10 protein-coding genes are annotated in these 14,592 nt (G+C 56.3%); 6 read left to right on the top strand and 4 right to left on the bottom strand.

What is annotated here, in order from left to right:
- The first annotated feature begins 136 nt into the window (after nucleotides 1–136).
- The gene (locus IEX36_RS16745; protein WP_188760725.1) at nucleotides 137–2,926 is read left to right on the top strand and encodes an SLBB domain-containing protein; all 2,790 of its coding nucleotides are present in this window, start codon (nucleotides 137–139) and stop codon (nucleotides 2,924–2,926) included.
- Between the two features lie 289 nt (nucleotides 2,927–3,215).
- Here IEX36_RS16745 and IEX36_RS16750 read toward each other — a convergent pair whose 3' ends face one another.
- On the bottom strand, nucleotides 3,216–4,460 hold the full coding sequence (locus tag IEX36_RS16750) for a GumC family protein (RefSeq protein ID WP_229669089.1): 1,245 nt from the start codon (nucleotides 4,458–4,460) through the stop codon (nucleotides 3,216–3,218).
- Between the two features lie 291 nt (nucleotides 4,461–4,751).
- On the opposite strand from IEX36_RS16750, the gene IEX36_RS16755 reads away from it, so the two are divergent.
- The 4 genes from IEX36_RS16755 to IEX36_RS16770 all read left to right on the top strand — a co-directional run bounded on the left by IEX36_RS16755 (nucleotide 4,752) and on the right by IEX36_RS16770 (nucleotide 10,060).
- A complete protein-coding gene (locus IEX36_RS16755) occupies nucleotides 4,752–6,098 on the top strand; it encodes a hypothetical protein (protein WP_188760727.1) in 1,347 nt (448 codons plus the stop codon).
- Between the two features lie 66 nt (nucleotides 6,099–6,164).
- The gene (locus tag IEX36_RS16760) at nucleotides 6,165–7,286 is read left to right on the top strand and encodes a glycosyltransferase family 4 protein (RefSeq protein ID WP_188760728.1); all 1,122 of its coding nucleotides are present in this window, start codon (nucleotides 6,165–6,167) and stop codon (nucleotides 7,284–7,286) included.
- A 182-nt stretch (nucleotides 7,287–7,468) separates the two neighbouring features.
- Complete coding sequence (locus tag IEX36_RS16765; protein ID WP_188760729.1) at nucleotides 7,469–9,001, top strand: B12-binding domain-containing radical SAM protein; 1,533 nt, start codon at nucleotides 7,469–7,471, stop codon at nucleotides 8,999–9,001.
- A gap of 12 nt (nucleotides 9,002–9,013) precedes the next feature.
- On the top strand, nucleotides 9,014–10,060 hold the full coding sequence (locus IEX36_RS16770) for a glycosyltransferase family 2 protein (protein WP_188760730.1): 1,047 nt from the start codon (nucleotides 9,014–9,016) through the stop codon (nucleotides 10,058–10,060).
- 24 nt (nucleotides 10,061–10,084) lie between these two features.
- Here IEX36_RS16770 and IEX36_RS16775 read toward each other — a convergent pair whose 3' ends face one another.
- A complete protein-coding gene (locus IEX36_RS16775) occupies nucleotides 10,085–12,715 on the bottom strand; it encodes a capsule assembly Wzi family protein (protein ID WP_188760731.1) in 2,631 nt (876 codons plus the stop codon).
- Between the two features lie 102 nt (nucleotides 12,716–12,817).
- Nucleotides 12,818–13,498: an FmdE family protein gene (locus tag IEX36_RS16780; RefSeq protein ID WP_308422332.1), complete on the bottom strand. Its 681-nt coding sequence runs from the start codon at nucleotides 13,496–13,498 to the stop codon at nucleotides 12,818–12,820.
- Between the two features lie 66 nt (nucleotides 13,499–13,564).
- Here IEX36_RS16780 and IEX36_RS16785 point away from each other — a divergent pair, with 66 nt between their 5' ends.
- Nucleotides 13,565–14,014 carry a CBS domain-containing protein gene (locus IEX36_RS16785; protein ID WP_188760732.1) on the top strand — a complete coding sequence of 150 codons (450 nt, stop codon included), beginning with the start codon at nucleotides 13,565–13,567 and terminating at the stop codon, nucleotides 14,012–14,014.
- Nucleotides 14,015–14,022: 8 nt separating this feature from the next.
- On the opposite strand, the gene IEX36_RS16790 is transcribed toward IEX36_RS16785, so the two are convergent.
- The gene (locus tag IEX36_RS16790; protein WP_188760733.1) at nucleotides 14,023–14,580 is read right to left on the bottom strand and encodes a pyridoxamine 5'-phosphate oxidase family protein; all 558 of its coding nucleotides are present in this window, start codon (nucleotides 14,578–14,580) and stop codon (nucleotides 14,023–14,025) included.
- Nucleotides 14,581–14,592 lie beyond the last annotated feature (12 nt).

Below are 14,592 nucleotides of genomic sequence, written 5' to 3' on the forward strand. Positions count from 1 at the left end.
CCGGGATTCGGGTATGCTGAGTTCACGATTTCAATGCATTTCTGGTTGTAGCAAGGCTGCGCCAGCGTGTTCACCAAGGCAGTCCTGTGCATGGAGTGTGCCAGCGCTGCGGGAAGATTGAAGAGGACCGGAGCGAATGCAGTTCAGTAACTCGGCCAGAGCTTTCAGACTCGGGTTTGCGCTATGCCTCGCCGTGTTGGGCGGGTGCGTGGTGTTTGGGCAGCAATTCTCTCAGTACGATCAGGTCCTCTCGCCTTCGAGTAATAACGACCAATTGCCGTGCGGTGCGGATGACCCGACCTGCCAGCAGGCCGGCCAGGCCGGCCGGACTCCTGCGGTGTCGGTGCCGCAGCAGTCGGTGAAGGGCGTGGTTATTCCTGGCCAGGAGCAGCAGAACAATCAGAATAATACGCAGCAGAACACGGAGCAGAATGGCAATCGGCTGGTGCAACGGAAGCCTCTTCCGCTGGATGCGCCAACTGAGTTTCAGCAGGTGGTCGCCAATTCGATCGGGAAGATGCTGCCGATCTACGGAGCCAGCCTGTTTCGGACCCCGCCTTCGACCTTCGCCCCGGTGAATTCAGCGCCGGTGACGCCTGATTATCTTATTGGGCCAGGCGACCAGTTGCTGGTGCAGGTGTGGGGGCAGGTTACGCTCGATGGCCGCTATATGGTCGATCGTTCGGGAACGATCTACATTCCCCAGGTTGGGACGCTGCATGTTGCGGGGCTGACGTATGCGCAGTTGCACGATTATCTGAAGGCGCAGTTCGGAAGAATCTTTCGCAACTTCGACCTGAGCGTGAGCATGGGGCAGTTGCGCTCCATTCAGGTGTTTGTCGTAGGACAGGCGCGGCAGCCAGGGAGCTATACGATCAGCGCGCTGAGCACTTTGACGAATGCCATCTTCGCCACCGGAGGGCCGAGCCCTGCGGGCAGTTTGCGGCACATTGTGCTGAAGCGCGAAGGCAAGGTGATCGTTGATTTTGATATGTACGATCTGCTGGAGCGCGGTGACAAATCGCAGGACGTGCGGTTGCTGCCTGGCGACGTGATTTATATTCCTCCGGTGGGCCCGCAGGTGGCTGTGGCGGGCAGCGTGAATGTCCCCGCAATTTATGAGTTGAAGTCGGATAAGACAACCGTCGGCGATGTGCTGGGGCTTGCAGCAGGCCTGACGAGCACGGCTTCGGGCAAAGAGGTCCGCCTGGAGCGAATCGACGAAGGCCATAACCGCAGCATTATGGAGTTGTCGCTGGATGCACAGGGGCAGTCGACTGCGCTGCGCAATGGCGATTTGCTGGAAGTGACTGCGATGGTCGACCAGTATAAGGACGCGGTCACCCTACGAGGGAATGTTGCTAATCCGGGACGCTATATGTGGCGCCCTGGGATGCGCGTGCTGGATCTGATTCCTAATAAAGAAGCATTGATTACACGCGACTACTGGCTGAGGCAGAGCCAACTGGGACAGCCCACGCTGACGTATGTTCCTACCTGCGCTCCGCAGACGGTTTATGGGCTTCCCAGTCTTCGCTATGGTATCTCTCCGGGTGATGAGGGAGAGCATCCGAACTGGAGGTATTCGTCCGTCAGAAAAAATCCATATCTCGTGGGCATGCCGTTTGGCAGCCCTGAGGGGGCTACTGACGGGGTGCCGGGCCTGGACCAGTATGGACAGCCGACCAGCGATGGTGGCCTGAACTGTGTGACGATTCCCGGATCCGAAACATCGGCGACCGGGATGAACGATATCTATACCCCACCGCCCAACCAGCAAACAACTGCTCCGAATGGCAATAACAATACTGATAACTCGGCTAACGGATCTGACCAAGAAAACGGTGGCATGTCCACTTCAGCCCATTCAGCAAATGCAACCAGTTCTGCTCAAGCCACGGTAGGTACGGATAACTCAAGCTCCTTTGCCAGCCAGTTCAAGCCGCGTAACGAGGTCAAACTGACTGAGCCGGATATCGACTGGAGTTATGCGGTCATTGAGCGTCAGAACAAAGAGAACCTGACCACTGTCCTGTTGCCCTTCAATTTAGGCAAAGCAGTGCTCGATGGCGATGCGTCGCAAAACCTTGAGCTGATACCAGGCGACGTTGTGACGATCTTCTCGAAGTCCGACTTGCGTGTCCCACAGGAGCAGCGCACGCGTTTTGTCAGGTTGGAAGGTGAGTTTGAATCATCCGGCGTGTACAGTGTGAAGCCGGGTGAGACGCTGCGCGAACTGGTCCAGCGGGCGGGAGGGCTTACTCCTGATGCCTACCTGTATGGGTCTGAATTTACGCGCGAGTCGGAGCGGCGCGTGCAACAGCAGCGACTGAATCAATACGTCAATCAGATCGCGCTTCAGGTGAGCACAGCCGCGATCAATAGCGCCAACAGCGCTATCAGCGCGCAGGACAGCGCAGCGCTGGCCGCAGCACAGCAGCAGAACCGGAATGTGGTCAATAGCTTGCGCCAGGCCAAGGCGACCGGCCGTATCGTGCTCAATCTTGCGCCTGGCAGTCGCACAGTTGCCGACCTTCCCGACTTGCCGCTCGAAGATGGCGATCAGTTTGTAGTGCCGCACATCCCATCAACGGTTAGTGTTGAAGGCGCGGTCTATAACGCAAATTCGTTCGTCTATGATCCGGCAAAGCGGCTCGGCGACTATGTGCATCTTGCCGGAGGTGCGAACCGTGACGCTGACAAGAGCCGGGCTTTTGTTATCCGAGCTAGTGGCGCCGTAGTCAGCAGCCAGTACAGCTCATCGCTTCGCGGTCATAGCTTCGATTCGCTCCGGCTTTATCCGGGTGACACAGTTGTGATTCCACTGAATCTTAACAAGGGCAAGTCGTTGCGCCTGATCGTAGATCTTTCACAGATTGTTGGCCAGCTTGGAATCGCTATAGCGGCGGCGAATGTGGTGTTCTAAGCGAGATGCTGATAGAGCGGCTTGTGGTGTGCGTTTAAAGGGTTGCTGAGATAGAGCATTGCACTCAGGGTGTGTGGAAGTTCCGTGCGGTGCGGCAATTTCTGAGCAACGCAGAGCTTCACGACGCGATGAGCGATCATGCCGGATGGATGTGGTTGTAGGCAGTGTTCACATCTGATGCCTGATGCGAGGACGGGCTTACTGGTCAGACTTGTCAGGCAGTCATCGCGTGATGAGATGATCTGGCAGATTCCAGGCGGCCGGCGGATCTGAGAGGCTAAGACGCAGATCAGGAACGTTGTTTGAAGGCCAGCCTGAGATTCTCCATATCGTGTTCCAATTTGGGGTCCCTGATTCTTTGCTCGACGAGTACCCAGCAAATACCGATGACAAAGCCGAAACAGGCGAAGCCAAGCACAATGAGGATCCGCATGGGGAACGATCGTCTATCGGGAACGACTGCATGGTCGACGACCTGAATCGTCGATCCTTCGCGTGCCTCGTCGACCTTTGCAACTTCGTATTGCCGCGCCATCAGTTCGAAGATTGTTTCGTAATAGCGGACGTTGCGTAGTTTCTGCACGTATTCGACGCCCGATTCCTGCAAGTTGCCTTTGGAGAGAAATGAGTTGGCAGGATTGCTGGAACTTGATGCCAGTTTTTCTTCCTGGGCTTCGAGTCCTGCTAATTGCTGCTCGGCAATCTGCAACTGCGGGTTGTCTGCAGTTGCGAAGGAGCGCATTGCGTTAATCTCGACTTGCTTTGCAGCAACCTGGGCGCGCAGGTCGGCGGCGAGGGAGATGGCGGACCGCGCTTGTGCGTCAAGCTGGAGCAAGCCTGTTTTTTGCTCGGTAATCTTCAGGTCTTCTTCTGCGTTTGCCAGATTGTCTTTTGCCTGCTGCAATTGCTGCTCAAAGAAGAGCCGGCGTTGCGAGGCCTCAGTGACCGCCAGCGTGGCAGTGAACTTCTTGAATTCGTCGATGTATCCATTGGCCATGTCGGCCGCGCGTTGTGCGCTGTGATCGGTGACGGAGATGCGAATCAGTCCGTCCTTTGAGCCGTCATCAATGCTGACTTCATCTTCAAATCTCTTGCGCGCATCCGATTTCCGCTTTACATGGTAAAGATCGATCAGGTGGAAACGATCCACCATTGCGTCCTCTACGGTCCGGCTCTTCAGGAGCGCAACCTGCAAATCATTGGGGTTCTTCAGTCCGAGGCTTCCTCCGGCCAACGATCCAAGGGAGCCGAGGCTGTTGCCAAGCTGTGACATAAGAGATGCCCCAATTGAGCTATTTTGCTGTGGAGGAAGGATGGATGTGACTGCGGTGTAATGCACCGGAAGCAAAAGCGATATGACGATACCCGCCAAGATTGCGCAAGCTGTAACCTTGAAGATCAGCCAACGCCGCTGCGAGATCACGATGAGCAGATCGAAGAGCGAAACCTCATCCTCCGTCGGCGAGGAGAACGCAGACAGGTCCGGTTTTTCGGCGGTTTTAGAAGGTTGCTGCAATTCTTCGGTCGGGCTCACAGCTACTATGTTCTCACAGATGTAAATCCTGTTTGGAGAGCTTATGGAAGCTAAACAGCTAACGGTCCGGATACTCATCTGGGGCGTGCACGTTGGCTTCGGCTGCAGAATCGGGATGGATAAGAGGCAGGTACGACGTGAGACTATCGCCGCATGCCTGTAGATTAACGATGGGGTATCATCAGAAGGCAGTTGCAGAAGAGAAGCGGCTGCCTCCTCTAGCTCTCCATGATTCAGGCGCATTTGCCAAGCCAGGCAGGTATTTCAATTCGGGAAGGTTGCTGACAATCCATGCCAACCGTCATCGGCCTGATCTTCTTATGCTGCTCTGTATATTTCTTCTTGTTTAAAGAAGAAGGTCTTCTGGGACTGCTGATAATCGCATGTGTTTTTGAGGCTGCGTCGGCGGCGAACTTTGGAGAGCGGGGAATCCAGCCATATTATGTGGTCGCGATTCTCATTATCGGAAGGGCCCTCTTAAACAAGCTTCTTGGTGCTAAAAGCAGCAAGGTCCCCTCATCGTTTAAGTGGCTGGTGATCTTCGGTTGCATATCAGTTGCATCAGCATTTATAGCGCCCATCATTTTTGCAGGTATTCCAATCTACGATCCGAAGGTAGGTATCGACGCGGGGTTCCTCATTCGTCCCCCCTTGCATCTGGGGCTGAACAATTTTGTGCAAGCGAGTTTTTTGACTGTTCATGTTGCAGTTGCATTCTCGCTGCTTGCGATCAAGTTTTCTCCCGTGAAGACGCGCAAGGCATTTCTTGCGGCGTTCTACATTGAAGTGGGGTTTATCTTTACCGAAGCGGCTTGCCAGCTTGTTGGAATCAAATTTCCGCTCTCTTTGGTGCTGAATAATCCTGGGTATGGGATCTGGACGAGCTCGTTGGAGGGTTATGGTACGAGAAACCCGGGAACGTTTTCCGAGCCTTCCTTTGCCGGCGGATTCGTGATTTTCTATTGTGTTTCATTCATGGCAGAGTATTTTGCTGACAGGCAAGGTATTTTCAGAACAATTCTGGGAATGCTGAGTAGCGCGCTTGTAGCCTCTACATCTTCCATTTTTGTATTAGGGGTTGCTCCGATTGCACTCATGATCCGCTATTCTCCTTTCCGGATGCCTTGGTATATCAATCTACGTCGAGTCAAGAAGATAGCGTGGATGTCATTTTTGATAATTGGGCCATTGGTTGCCGCTCTCGTTCTGTCTTCCGGATACAGAGAAATACTTGGGTCGGCCACAGTGTCAAAGGGTGATACCGGATCCTTTATCAACCGAACGACATCGGACCTATATGGACTGCATCTGGCCATTGTGACTCATGGGCTTGGAGTGGGACTTGGTAGCAGCCGCTCCTCGAGCATGATTGCAACGCTGCTGAGCAATATAGGCGTTGCCGGTACCTTATCCTTCGGGATTTTTTACTTCAAGCTGTTCAAGAATGTAGCGAAGAGCCATGCTTGGCTTAGATGGGGAGCCTTAGCGTATCTTCTCAATGCGTGTATGGGACTTCCCGATATCACTATGCCCGTATTTTGGATTCCAATCTTCATCGCGATTGCATTAGAGGTTCAAGAAGGGCTGACAAGCAAGGCAAGCCGGAAAGTACCATTGCTGGCCTGTGACATGGCTTGAGCCGCCATAAACCTCTGAGTGGATTCTTCAACTCAGTTGCGCCACCCTATCTATGTATCGAAGCTTATGAAGAAAACGCTATGTATCGATCTGCGCTGGATTGACTCGTCCGGTGTCGGGGTTTACATCAAGGGCATTATGCCAGGAATCGTCGAGCGATTGCGCGACGTGTCAATTGTTGGACTCGGAGATCGCAGCCGTTTGCAGCAGTTCTCCTGGAGCCAGGCTGATAATATGCAGCTGGTTGATTGCCAGGCCGGACGCTATTCCCTTGCTGAACAGATACAGCTCCCGCTTGCGATTCCCCGTGGCACGGACCTGTTTTTCTCTCCTTACTACACGATTCCAATGCTTTATCGGGGACGGCTGGCGGTTACAGTTCATGATCTGAGTCATCGGGTTGTTCTGGAGATTATTGGCGATCGCAAAAAGAGGATCTATGCCGAAACCATGTTCCGCGCGCTACGCAAACGGGCTTCTGTCATTTTTACCGTTTCGAACTTCAGCAAATCTGAACTTGTTCGTCTAACCACGGGACGACGCGAAGACAATATCATCCCGACTCATCTCGGCATTTCGACCGAGTGGTATGGCGCCGCTCAGCTGCCGCGTACACACACTCGCCCTTACTTCATTTATGTCGGAAACATCAAACCCTATAAGAACCTTGGCCGCCTCGTTGAGGCGTTCCTCAGGATCAAAGACAGGGTGCCGCAAGACCTTCTCATTGTGGGACAGAGTGAAGGTCTGATTACCGGAGAATCGGCTGAGTTTTTCGAACGTGTTAGGGGGGCTGGTGAACGTATTCGACTTACGGGCCCCGTTCCCTACAAGGAATTGCTCTCGTTGGTTGGACATTCCGATGCACTGGTGATGCCATCGCTTTATGAAGGGTTTGGACTCCCGCCTGTCGAGGCAATGGCGGCCGGCGTTCCTGTTGCAGTGGCGAATGCAGCGTCTCTTCCCGAGGTCTGCGGAGATGGAGCACTCTACTTCGATCCTTTGGACGTGGAAGACATTGCCAACAAACTGGTTCGGATCGCATCCGATTCTGCTTTGCGTAAGCATCTGACGGAAAAGGGATTGGGTCAAAGCAGGCTGTACCGCTGGGAATTTTGCTCGACAAAGACCGCTGACGGGTTACGGGCACATTTGGAATCCGATGACGGGCAGATCATTGATTCTTGAGTTCAGCCTCGGTCACTCGTGCCGGGTGCCCTTTACAGAGGGTCTTCCTGCAGATTGGCAGATGAGAGGTGAACCAAAATGGGAAGCTTTGAGCATCCACTTTGCAACATTTCCTTGCATGACGTGTCATAGTTGATACGTTGAATATGTGTTCTAATTGAGGAAGATGGAGGCCCTCCCCGATGCGTGTTCTATTTCTTAATCCCCCATTTCATCCGCGATTTTCGCGTGAGCAGCGCAGTCCTGCCGTGACCAAGAGCGGGACGCTTTACTATCCCAAATGGCTTTCGACCGCGGCGGGGGTCGCGATCAAAAACGGGCATGACGTCGATCTTGTCGATGCGCCCGCGGGCGGGTTTTCGGTCCAGGCGGTCATCGACCGGATCACGGCGAAGAGCATCGAAGCTGTGGTCTGCGATACTTCCACGCCCAGTATTCTCAACGACGTAAGCGTCGTCGAAGCGCTGATTGCCGCCCATCCGTCTCTGCATGTCCTACTGGTGGGACGCCACGTCTCGTCGCTTCCGCGGGAGACGCTCAAGATGTCGTCTGCTCTTCAGGCCGTCGCGATTCGTGAGTACGAGTACACGGTGCGCGATTGGCTTTCGGCGAAAGAATGCGGTGCGGATTTGGCGACGGTAGATGGTCTGGTCTGGCGTAACGCAGCCGGAGAGATTATTTCCAACAAACAGCGCGAAGCCATCGAGAACCTCGATGAGTTGCCTTTTGTCTCTGAGGTTTACAAGCGTTTTCTGCATACGCCCGACTACTTCTACGGTCACTCGCTCTGGCCGCTTGTCGTCTTCGACACGAGCCGCGGTTGCCCGTATCATTGCTCCTTCTGCGTATATCCGCAGACCTTCAGCGGGCACAGGATGCGCTTCCGCTCGGTGTCGAACGTCGCCGACGAGTTTGAGTTTGTTGCCCGCGAGATGCCCGAGATTAAGACGGTCATGCTTGAAGACGACACGTTTATTGTCAGCAAGCCCCGTACGCTGGAGTTGGCCAATGAGCTGATTCGCCGCGGCAACAAGCTGCCCTTCGACGCGAACTGCCGTGCCGATGTGGGCTCCGATGTTGAATTTCTCTCGGTCCTGCACAAAGCTGGCGCCCGCCTGTTCTGTGTTGGTTTCGAGAGCGGCGACGTTGAAGTCATCAACGGCATGCACAAGAACAACGACGACCGGCGCGATGCGAAGTATCACGAGGAGGCACACCGCTTCGTTCGCCGCTGCCGCGACGCCGGCATTATGGTGCATGGCTGCTTCATGGTCGGCAACCTGAACGAGACTCCGGCCAGCATGGAGAAGACTCTGAGCTTTGCCAAGAAGCTCTGCCCGGACACCGCGCAGTTCTTCCCCATCATGGTGTATCCGGGAACGGTTGCCTATGAGGAAGCAAAGAAGCGCGAGTATATCCAGATTGAAGACTGGGGCGCGTGGCTCACGAAGGATGGCCTTCACAACAGCGTCGTCACACTGCCCCATATTACGCATGAGCAGTTGGTCAGCTTCTGCGACCGTGCGCGCCGCAGCTTCTACCTGGCGCCGAAGTATCTCGGATACAAGCTGAAGCAGTCACTTACAGATCGTCGTGAGTTGCAGCGCAACGTCAAAGGCTTTCTAACGCTTTCGAAGTATCTGGTAAAGGGAAGCCAGCACGACAAGAGCGAGAAGGCCGATGCTGCAAGCAAGCCCCAGGGCGCAACGGCTTAGTTTGCTGATTCGATGACTGACCAGGCACAGAACACAGGCTCGGGGCCGGCATCCGGAGTTGCATCCAGCTCCAGACCGGCCTCGATTATTATCCCCACATTCAATGGCGCAGCCCGCATCGTGCACTGTCTTGATGCTCTAGAGCCTCAGGTAGCCGGAACCGGCATCGAGATACTCGTCGTCGATGATGGCTCAAAGGATGATACGGCGGCTGTGGCGAGTCGTTACCAATCAGTTCGAGTCATCCGGCAGAAAAACGCTGGCCCTGCTGCTGCACGCAACCGCGGAGCGCAGGAGGCACAGGGTAGGATTCTCCTGTTCACCGACGATGATTGTGTTCCCATGCCCGACTGGCTTGACGCGATGCTTGGAAGCTTTCGCGACCCGGAGATCGTCGGCGCGAAGGGCATTTATCGCACACATCAAAAGAGTCTCGCTGCGCGCTTTGTGCAGATAGAGTACGAAGACAAGTACCTGTTGATGGCGAATCAACCGAGCATCGACTTCGTTGATACCTACTCGGCTGGTTTTATTCGTGAACGCTTTTTGGAGATGGACGGCTATGACCAATCGTTTCCTGTGGCGTGTGCGGAAGATATTGAGCTCTCTTATCGGATGTCGGCGCGTGGATGGAAGATGGTGTTTGTGCCTCAGGCCATTGTGTATCACACGCATCCGGCTACGTTTTCGAGCTATCTGAAGAAGAAGTACAAATTTGCCTACTGGCGTGTGCTTGCCGTGCGCAAGAACCCCGGCAAAGGTGTTAAGGATAGCCACACACCGCAGATGATGAAACTGCAACTGCTGCTTGCGCCAGCGCTGGTGGCCTCCGTTATCTTCGATCTGATCGTGCGCCCTTCGGTCCCGGCTACGGCTGTTGTTCTGGCGGCCTTTCTGTTGAGCACTTTGCCGTTTGCATTGCGCGCGTTCAGGAAGGACCCGGTGGTTGGTCTGCTCTCACCTATACTGCTTGCCGCGCGTGCTTGCGCACAGTTTTTTGGTGTTGCTGCTGGCATATTGGGCGCAAAGGTTCGATCACCTAAGCCGGCAATTGCCTGAAAGCAGGCATCCCTCAGTCAAACTTCAGCGTGTTGAGTCACGGTGCAAATGCAGCTCCGGAGTCCATGTGAGTTCGAGCCATGCGCTGGTGTTGTGGTGCGCGCCGGGCAGATAGGACGGGAGCAGGAAGCGCTCGTACTGCACGAAGGTCTGGGCCTGGAGGTGGCGGTTGATGGCGTATGAGCCGTTGATGAAGCCATCGGTCACGGTTCCGCCACCAGGCAGGAAGAGCGTCCCGACTTTGTTCTGCCGGTAGCCTGCTTCGACGCGGGTGCGGGCCGAGAACCAGTAGCCGGTGCGGCCTTCGATGGCGCGGGCATCGCGACCTACGGCGTTGCCGAGCAGAAACCCTTTGTTGGTGTTGCCGTCGAGGTACTGGTTGTTGATGAAGAAGTGCGTGTTGCCGAAGTCTTTGAAGAGGCCCTCGGAGCTGGCAGCCTCTACGCGCAGATCCATATGCGGCAGCCAGGGTAGACGCGCGAAGTAGATGCCCGGGTTCCACGCGGCACGGCGCGGCGCTGCCATTGGGTTGGGGTCGTCGTCCGAGTAGGAGTCGGCATAGAGCGTCACATATTTGTGGAGATAAGGCAGGTGCCAGCGGAAGCTGAAGTCGCTCTTGCGGTCGCCGGGGTCTTCGCGGTCGCCGTAGCTGGAACCGGCGTTGCCTGTGTAATCTCCGGTGGAGTTGAAGCTGAAGACGTTCTGCTTGAAGCTGTGCAGGGTGATGGGATGGCCGACACCCCAGAAGATCGACCAGCGCGTAAAGCTGATCTCCAGGTTGTCGCCGAAGTTGAAGTCAGCGACCTGGCCGTTGAACCAGGGCCGGGCTGTGTAGTGGTGGCCGGAGAGCTTGCCCAGCACGATGTCGAAGCGATACGTCCCCCAGGATGGAACGAGCGGCAGAGGGTGCGGGCGCGTGGAGACGAAGCGCAGGCTGTAGGTCGGTTCGGCGTTGCTTGAAAATGCCCACGGGCCCATCGTGGTCGGGCCCCAGAAAAGTTCCTGTTTGCCGAACGTCAGAGCGTTGCCTTCAAAGGCGTAGCCGGCGTAGAGCTCGATGGGGCGCTGGCGGTTGTAGGCAGCATATCCTGGCACAGGTGCTATTACCGGATCATCTGGACTGACGCGGTCCAGGTTGTTGATGAGCTGGTTGATTGCCGGAGTCTCGTTCGGGCGGCCGGGGTCGCGCTGGGCCTCCTGGCGATCGTAGAAGAAGAGTCTGCCCTGATGTGCGCGGATGGAGTATCCGGCGATGGCGCTGGTGCCGCGACCGAGCGGGCGGCCGTAGTCGTTCCACCACGTCTGGCCGAAGTGGAAGCTGTCGTGGAGGGCGGGCCCGGCGATGGTTCCCACGCGCGCATAGGCCGACTCCAGATCGAGCGACTCGTAGCTTGATGGCTCCGTTGCCAGCTCTTCATGCAGGTCGTTAATCAATCGCGTGGCTTCGCGAATCTCTGACGGCGAGAAGGCATAGGTCTCGCTCAAGAGATCTTGTGCGAGATTGAGCTGACGCAGGCACTCCTGCCGTGTCCACGGACGGATTGAGACGCTTTGGCCGGGGATGAAGCCCATTGAAGAGAGCCGCTCCAGCGCAGGGTAGACCCAACTGTCCATCGGTACATTGGTTGAACCGATAGCGTCAGGGTCGGTTATTTCGGAGTAGGGGGTCGGCTTGCGGTGCTTGATGGGATCGGGCGGCAGCGCTTGCGCGGCGCGGGCTACGGCAGCTTTTTGCGCGGCGGTGCGTGGCTTGCCAAGATCGTCTGGCATCGGCGCTGTCCCGCCGAAGAGACTGAAGTTATGGTGAGCGTTAAAGACGTAGTGGCCGATGAGCCAGCCGGTGGCACTGCCTACCAGTACATCGGAAGGGAAGTGCTGGTCTGCGAGTACGCGGCTTACGCTGATGCCCGTCGCTGCGCCATATACAACCGTGCGTGCAAGCCAGCCAGGGTACTCATCGCCAAGCACCGCAGCGAGGCTCCATGCTGCGGTTGCATGCGTGGAAGGAAAGGAAGAGTCAAGCGAGCCGGAGTGGAAGAACTTTCCTGCAGCGTCGTTGACGTTGGGGCGCTCGCGGCGTGCGATGAGCTTGATGACTTCGTTGACTGCTAAAGCATTGCCTAATGCTTCACCGCTCAGCAAGCCGGTCTCGTGTGCTTGTGGCGCATAGTGCCCTAGGCTCCAGACGTACATCCCTGCGGGCAGCGCGCCTAGCGCGACCACGCCACCGTCGGAAAGTTTGCTGGCTCGGTCCTGGGCTGTGGAGTTGGTGTGAACGAGCGTGGTCATCGTGTGGTGGTCGCTGCCCATAAGCAATCCGGTTGCAGCCCCAAGCGGCACCAGCCACATAGCATCTTTCGGCTGGATGTGCAGTGGGCTCGTCCATATCGCTTTCTGGTCAGCGAGCACACGCCGTGGTGTGCTGGCCAGTGTGACATCTTCTGGGGCATCGAGCGAGGAAGATGAGTTCGCCGCGTTCCCGGACGGAGCGCGATGCGGCGTGGGAGCATCGGGGAGGGTTGCATTCTCGGCGGCGGGTTCTGTTTGCGCAAGAGAAGAGCTGCTGTCCTGCGCGGCGCAAAGGCGAACCGTGGCAAGATTGAGCAGCGCGACCAGACAGAACGCTGCGCTCCATCTCTTCAGGGTCGCGGGCATTGGGGAGGAAGATAAGTCAAAATTCACGGAACGCCGGATGCACCTGCTGGGATTTGTAATGGAATGCAATGATTTAAGCCTACAGGGACAGCGTGGGAGGGTCTAGTGATCATGTTGATGAGCGGACGACTGCGCCCCGAGCGGCTGATAGTAGCGTGTCTCAGGAGCGACGCAGCCGAGGCATAGAGTTTTGCCGCCGGTTTCCACCTGCCGGTCGTAGTTGATGCCTTCACCACATACAGCACACGAGATGCGCCCGGCTTTATATCCCGGCATCTCGCGCGGATCGAGCACAACGCTTACCCATTCTTCGGTGAAGAGATCTTCGTCGGCCAACTCGCGGTAGGCCAGCATCTGCTGTCGGTTTTTCTGTTCAATTTGTGGGTACAGCTCGCGTGCACGGTCTTTTGATGATTCAAGCGCAGCGATGCGAATCGCCTTGTAAGCCGGCGCTCCGTCCTGTTCCGGCAGCGGTGAGCCGAGGTCGACAAACGTGGCGGCCATCTTTCCCCAGTCGCGGAACTTGAGCGCGCGCTTGCCCAGCCGGCAGCCGGTGACTACGCCGATGGCATCGGTCGCGCAACGATCGATCTCAATGAACGTTACCAGACGCTTGCGGTCCGCACCTTTCGGGTCATCGATGCCGAGCCGCTGGCAGCCCAGCATGGCCATCCGCACGCCCAGGATCTGGCCTGCGCAAAGGTGCCCGTGCGCAACCTCTGCTTCACGAAGAAGTTCCTCGAAGCTCTGCATACCGTTGATGATACGCCGTGTGTTTTGCATGCAACGAAACCTCAATTGACGCGGCTCGATCCGAGCGGTAATATTCGATCCCCGAGGGCCCTGCCTATGAGCGAACTGACCACAACTGTTGGCGCTTTGTTGCAGCAGAAACCTGTGCAGGTCTGGTCCATCGAGCCAGATGCATCTGTTTACCGGGCCATCGAGATGATGGCCGACAAGCAGGTGGGTGCGCTGCTGGTCATCGATAAGGGCGTGCTGCGGGGCATTGTCTCCGAACGCGACTATGCTCGGAAGGTTATCCTGAGGGGCCACTCGTCAAAGGAGACGAGCGTTGCCGAGATTATGACCAGTCCGGTCATCTTCATCTCGCGCAATCACACGGTCGGTGATTGCATGCGCATCGTCACGAAGAACCGTATCCGCCATCTTCCGGTGCTGAAAGATGGTGAGGTCGTGGGCATGATCTCCATTGGCGACCTGGTCAATTGGGTCATCACGGAGCAGGAAAATACGATTCGCCATCTTGAGGCGTACATCAGCGGCTCGGCAACCTGACGGTGTGCCTAATCTTCTTCCAGTATTCCTGTCGGAAACCCATCGATGCTGGCCGTGTTCTTCTCGCGCCAGTACTGTTTGAGTCCATCCTGACCCTTGTTTTCGGCCCATCGGCGCAGTGTTTCGCGCTCACCTGTGTAGTCGAAGAACGGCACGTTGTAGCCGCATGAAGTCTGCACCATCTCGACATCCAGCATCACCATCTGGCGAGCGCCCGGTGTCTCAGATCCTCCAAACGCAGATGCCAGTAACTCCGCATACTCGCGGCTATGATGGGCGATGGTCCTGCCGTGACCGTACAAACGCAATACCATCGGAGCGCCGGTAAATGCGCAGAACATCAATGTCAGGCGCGGGCTCACGCGCAGGTGCGCGGCCGTTTCATTGCCGCTGCCAGTCAAGTCGAGATAAACCACTCTGTATTCGTCCAGCACCCGCAGCGAAGCTACGTCGCGCGGCGATACATTTACGCGTCCCTCAAGTGCCGCTGAGGCATTGAAGAATACCCGTTGGGTCAGGATGAACTCACGGTGCGCCGGTTCAATTCGTTCAAATCGTTTTCCCATCGTGCGGATTCC

Origin of the sequence: Edaphobacter acidisoli (genome assembly GCF_014642855.1) — a bacterium.
In the GTDB taxonomy this organism is placed as follows: Bacteria; Acidobacteriota; Terriglobia; order Terriglobales; family Acidobacteriaceae; genus Edaphobacter; species Edaphobacter acidisoli.

Coding starts and splice junctions, on each gene's coding strand:
- IEX36_RS16745 (WP_188760725.1), top strand. CDS start 137: ATGCAGTTCAGTAACTCGGCCAGAGCTTTCAGACTCGGGTTTGCGCTA.
- IEX36_RS16755 (WP_188760727.1), top strand. CDS start 4,752: ATGCCAACCGTCATCGGCCTGATCTTCTTATGCTGCTCTGTATATTTC.
- IEX36_RS16760 (WP_188760728.1), top strand. CDS start 6,165: ATGAAGAAAACGCTATGTATCGATCTGCGCTGGATTGACTCGTCCGGT.
- IEX36_RS16765 (WP_188760729.1), top strand. CDS start 7,469: ATGCGTGTTCTATTTCTTAATCCCCCATTTCATCCGCGATTTTCGCGT.
- IEX36_RS16770 (WP_188760730.1), top strand. CDS start 9,014: ATGACTGACCAGGCACAGAACACAGGCTCGGGGCCGGCATCCGGAGTT.
- IEX36_RS16775 (WP_188760731.1), bottom strand. CDS start 12,715: ATGCCCGCGACCCTGAAGAGATGGAGCGCAGCGTTCTGTCTGGTCGCG.
- IEX36_RS16780 (WP_308422332.1), bottom strand. CDS start 13,498: ATGCAAAACACACGGCGTATCATCAACGGTATGCAGAGCTTCGAGGAA.
- IEX36_RS16785 (WP_188760732.1), top strand. CDS start 13,565: ATGAGCGAACTGACCACAACTGTTGGCGCTTTGTTGCAGCAGAAACCT.
- IEX36_RS16790 (WP_188760733.1), bottom strand. CDS start 14,580: ATGGGAAAACGATTTGAACGAATTGAACCGGCGCACCGTGAGTTCATC.